The 4,023-nt window shown below is 45.2% G+C and carries 5 protein-coding genes; 3 read left to right on the top strand and 2 right to left on the bottom strand.

Annotated elements, in window-relative coordinates; translation table 11 throughout:
- Positions 1-6: 6 nt before the first annotated feature.
- Both JGK39_RS32855 and JGK39_RS32850 read right to left on the bottom strand, forming a co-directional pair.
- Positions 7-990: a trypsin-like serine protease gene (locus JGK39_RS32855; protein ID WP_293298948.1), complete on the bottom strand. Its 984-nt coding sequence runs from the start codon at positions 988-990 to the stop codon at positions 7-9.
- 216 nt (positions 991-1,206) lie between these two features.
- Positions 1,207-1,818 carry a thylakoid membrane photosystem I accumulation factor gene (locus JGK39_RS32850; RefSeq protein ID WP_293259943.1) on the bottom strand — a complete coding sequence of 204 codons (612 nt, stop codon included), beginning with the start codon at positions 1,816-1,818 and terminating at the stop codon, positions 1,207-1,209.
- A 144-nt stretch (positions 1,819-1,962) separates the two neighbouring features.
- Between JGK39_RS32850 and JGK39_RS32845 the strand changes: the two genes are divergently transcribed.
- From JGK39_RS32845 to JGK39_RS32835, 3 genes are all read left to right on the top strand, one after another.
- Complete coding sequence (locus tag JGK39_RS32845) at positions 1,963-2,109, top strand: hypothetical protein (RefSeq protein ID WP_293259877.1); 147 nt, start codon at positions 1,963-1,965, stop codon at positions 2,107-2,109.
- A gap of 27 nt (positions 2,110-2,136) precedes the next feature.
- Complete coding sequence (locus tag JGK39_RS32840; protein WP_293259880.1) at positions 2,137-3,039, top strand: undecaprenyl-diphosphate phosphatase; 903 nt, start codon at positions 2,137-2,139, stop codon at positions 3,037-3,039.
- A 79-nt stretch (positions 3,040-3,118) separates the two neighbouring features.
- Positions 3,119-3,907 (top strand): class I SAM-dependent methyltransferase, encoded by a 789-nt coding sequence (locus tag JGK39_RS32835; RefSeq protein ID WP_293259883.1) that lies wholly within the window; start codon positions 3,119-3,121, stop codon positions 3,905-3,907.
- The last annotated feature ends 116 nt before the right edge of the window (positions 3,908-4,023 follow it).

Genomic DNA, 4,023 nt, shown 5'->3' with positions numbered 1-4,023 from the left:
GTAAGGCTAACACTGCATAATTTCAGCCCAAAAGCGTTTGGCTTCCAAGTTTTCACAACTGATAAAAAAATCCGACCCACATCTGCGGAATGTGGGATAAAATGATACCCGCGTATCGCCGGAAATTTCGCCAAAACTGCCGTTGTCGTCAATTTTATCAATATCGCCGATATTTGTTTTGAAAAATCCGCGATCGCTATAACCCCAAGAACTAATCCCCGCAATTTTCCCGTCAACAAACGAAGGCCCGCCCGAATCTCCGCTAGCTGTGGCGATTTCATTTTTCCCCAAACCGCGATCGGCTAATTTAGGAAAATGCCTCCCCAAACTATCGTGTTCGGCGGTTCCGTCATCAAAATCAAAAATTAACTGACTCCCCAATACTAATTCAGACATATCAGATTCAGTAGAACTTTTGAAAATATCACCTAGCCCATCGTAGCGGTTTTGACCTGCATATCGTTTCGCCTCAGAATTAGAATTCTCATTTTGTCCTTTATTACCCAGGCCGATATATCCATATCCAACTTTTGTAAATAACTGACCTACTTCATTTTTGTTGCGGTTAATTTCGTACTGTTCCACACTCGGTGGCGCGATTCTTTTCAGCTTTAAGATAGCAATATCGTTGCCGACTTCAGATTCGTAACCAGTCCATCCCGGATGGATGTAATAGTTGCTAACTGGGATAGTAACTTGACCGCTGGGCACTTTAAAAGTTGCCGTTACAGCAGTTCCAGCAGGAATTTTGACCCCACCTTCGTTGAGGCAGTGGGCGGCCGTGATTACGTACAATCCTCCGGTTAACACCGAACCCGTACACTGCACCGGTTCGAGGTAGGCGACGCCTGTATATCGCTCTAAAGCTAGGGGTTTGCGGGAACTGCTATCGGCAAAAGCACTAATTATCGATCGCCCTGCTTCGGCTGCTTCTAAAACTAAAAGTACAGTCAAAACTGTCATTAATAAGATTTTGATTGCTGACTTCATTGTTATCGTATCCGATCGATATATTAGTTGTGGGAGGGGGCGGGTTTATGAATTGGTAGGTTTGGAGAGCGAGAATACTGGCTTTCCCCGCCCTACAAGACTTTGCATTATATCGTAACCCCTCGACCGAACTGGATCTAATTGGTTGTTGTTATTCTTAACAACAACTAACAACCAGTGACTAATGACTAATGACTAATGACTAATGACTAATGACTACTTCGACAATTCGATGTTTAGTTCGTTCACGACACGGCGTTTGAGCGGGATTGATTTTTCTCTAGGCAGCAAATCAAATACTTTCCTAAAGGCATCATCTACCTTCTCAAAAGGTATTTGTCCTTTTTCGTTAAAAACTACTTTTCCCGATTGGTCTAGGATGACTGTTTGAGGTACGAAACCTTCGTAATAATGACCGGGTTCGGTGAGTAACTCTGACGGTTGCGAAGGCAAAGAGTCAATGCTTACGGGGATAAAATCGGCTTCGCGGCCGTAAAATTCCTGGAGTTGAGAAACGACGATCGCGTATTGCTTGCTGTCGCTGCTGTCGTCTGTGTAAAAAACTAACAATGCGGGTTTCTTGCGTTTGAAAGAATCTGTGAGTTTGACTTTAGGAGGAACTAGGGAACCGTTGCCGGCGTAGAGGGCGAAGATTGTACCGTCGAAGCGATCGTCCGTGAGTGTTGCGAAGGCTGGCTGCTGGCCGGTGAGCAGTATCAAGCTAAGTGTCAGCGTCACAGTTAACAGACTGGCTGACATGATTCTCCGCAGCCAGCGGATGCCAGAAGCAGCAGTAACAATTGAATTTTTGTACTCGGGAAATATCATAGGTGGTTGGCAGTTGCTGTAGGCTGGCTTCATCAGATGCAAAAACTTTCCTAATTGTATCAGGAACTGTATGCAAATGTTCCTGAGTAGGTTAGGGTAGTTTTGGATATACTGCGATCATTTGCTTGTTGTAGCTATGACACGGTGATTCTACTGACTCAAGAGCACCGTTTGCGATCGGCTTGGAAGAAACTAGCTGGAAGTGCCAGCCCGACAATAAATAAATTTATTGTGGCGCGGGCTTCTCGCTTAAAAGAAGGGTGCAAGATGTTAAATTCAACTGATGACTAGAAACTGACAACTGGGAATTCACAACTAATGATAGCTTTGCTTGATGCACTCCTCGCCCAAACCCCCGCTGCTGATGTTTCCGGGCCCGCTCCACTCAATCTAGTGCAGACGATTGTTTTAGGAATTGTACAGGGATTAACAGAGTTTTTACCTATCAGTAGCAGCGCTCATTTAAAGGTAGTGCCGATCGCCCTGGGATGGGGCGATCCGGGTGTTGCTTATACTGCTGTGATTCAGTTGGGCAGCATTGTGGCTGTGCTTTGGTATTTCTGGAAAGACTTGACAAGTATAACTTTTGGTGCAGTCAACGCTGTAATGCGGCGCGACTACGAATCGCAGGAATTTAAAATGGCCTTGGGGATTGCTTTGGGAACAATACCGATAGTCTTTTTTGGGCTGTTAATCAAGATATTGGTTCCAGATTTTGACAAATCACCGTTGAGAAGTTTGGCCAGCATCGCCATTGCTTCGATCTTCATGTCGCTGCTGTTAGCAATAGCCGAAAAAATTGGCAAGCGATCTCGCACTTATGAAAAATTAACTGTTCAAGACGGTATTTTAATGGGATTAGGCCAAGCAATGGCGTTGATTCCGGGTTGTTCGCGATCGGGTTCCACCCTAACAGCAGGATTGTTTATGGGATTGGAAAGAGGCGCGGCCGCGCGGTTTTCTTTTTTATTGGGAATTCCGGCAATTACTCTGGCGGGATTAGTGGAATTGAAGGGTGCTTTGGGAGAAGGAATCGGTGGCGCTGGAGTTGTGACTTTGGCAGTGGGAACGATTTCGGCGTTTGTATTTTCTTATTTGTCGATCGCCTGGCTGATGAAGTTCCTGCAAACTCAAAATACCTGGGTGTTTGTGTGGTATCGGTTGGCATTTGGCGTGGCTATCTTAACGGCGATCGCAGGTGGAGCATTGCAGAATTCCTAAGGATAAAATAAATTTGGCAGGAGTGGCAAAAGTCACTCCTACTATACTCGCTAGTCGCAAAAAATTACACAATTTAACTATGACCGCATATCACGAATCCATCATCGACCAGTTCACCCGTCAGGCTGTGCCATTCTCTAACTTGTACGGCCACACAAAAAATCAAGAATCTCTGGATTTACTGATGAAGATGGCAAGCGTATCTGACAAGGATACAGTTCTAGATGTTGCTTGCGGCCCGGGTATTGTGGCTTGTGCTTTTGCGGCAGTTTCCAGTCGCGTTACTGGCATCGATTTAACACCAGCAATGCTAGAACAAGCCCAGATTTTGGCAGAACAAAAAAACTTGACTAATCTCTCATGGCTCCAAGGCGATATCGAAACGCTACCGTTTCCCGATGAGAGTTTTTCGATTGTGCTGAGTCGTTATGCTTTCCATCACTTCTTGCGCCCGGATGTTGTGCTGTCGGAGATGGTTCGCGTGTGTCGCGCGGGCGATCGCATTTTGATTGCTGATGTGGCAATGCCACCGGAAAAAGTTGATGCTTACAACTATATTGAGAAGCTGCGCGATCCATCTCATACTCGCGCCTTGACTTTGGAAGAATTGCCCAAATTAGTCGCAGATGCGAATCTGCAAAATGTCAAATTAGCATTTTATAAAGTAGAATTGGAGCTAGAACAGCAGTTAGCTGCTTCTTTCCCCAACCCCGGCGATGATGATAAGCTGCGACAAATTTTTAGAGAAGATATTGGTGTTGACAGTCTGGGGATTGGCGCACATTGGCGAGGCGATAAAATTCATTATGCGGTTCCCATCGCTGCGATCGTTGGCGAGAAAGCAAAGTTATATAGCAATCCTAAATGATTTAAATCAATTTGTAGCCCACATTCCGCAGATGTGGGTCGGATTTTTTTATCAGTTGTGAAAACTTGGAAGCCAAACGCTTTTGGGCTGAAATTATGCAGTGTTAGCCTTACAGA

Source organism: Microcoleus sp. PH2017_12_PCY_D_A, assembly GCF_020738565.1.
Lineage (GTDB): Bacteria > Cyanobacteriota > Cyanobacteriia > Cyanobacteriales > Microcoleaceae > Microcoleus.
The sequence above is the reverse complement of the archived record's forward strand: the minus strand, read 5'-3'. Positions and strand labels throughout refer to the sequence as shown.

Bases quoted from the DNA above. Each gene is read 5' to 3' on its own strand.
- JGK39_RS32855 (WP_293298948.1), bottom strand. From the start codon at position 990: ATGAAGTCAGCAATCAAAATCTTATTAATGACAGTTTTGACTGTACTT.
- JGK39_RS32850 (WP_293259943.1), bottom strand. From the start codon at position 1,818: ATGATATTTCCCGAGTACAAAAATTCAATTGTTACTGCTGCTTCTGGC.
- JGK39_RS32840 (WP_293259880.1), top strand. From the start codon at position 2,137: ATGATAGCTTTGCTTGATGCACTCCTCGCCCAAACCCCCGCTGCTGAT.
- JGK39_RS32835 (WP_293259883.1), top strand. From the start codon at position 3,119: ATGACCGCATATCACGAATCCATCATCGACCAGTTCACCCGTCAGGCT.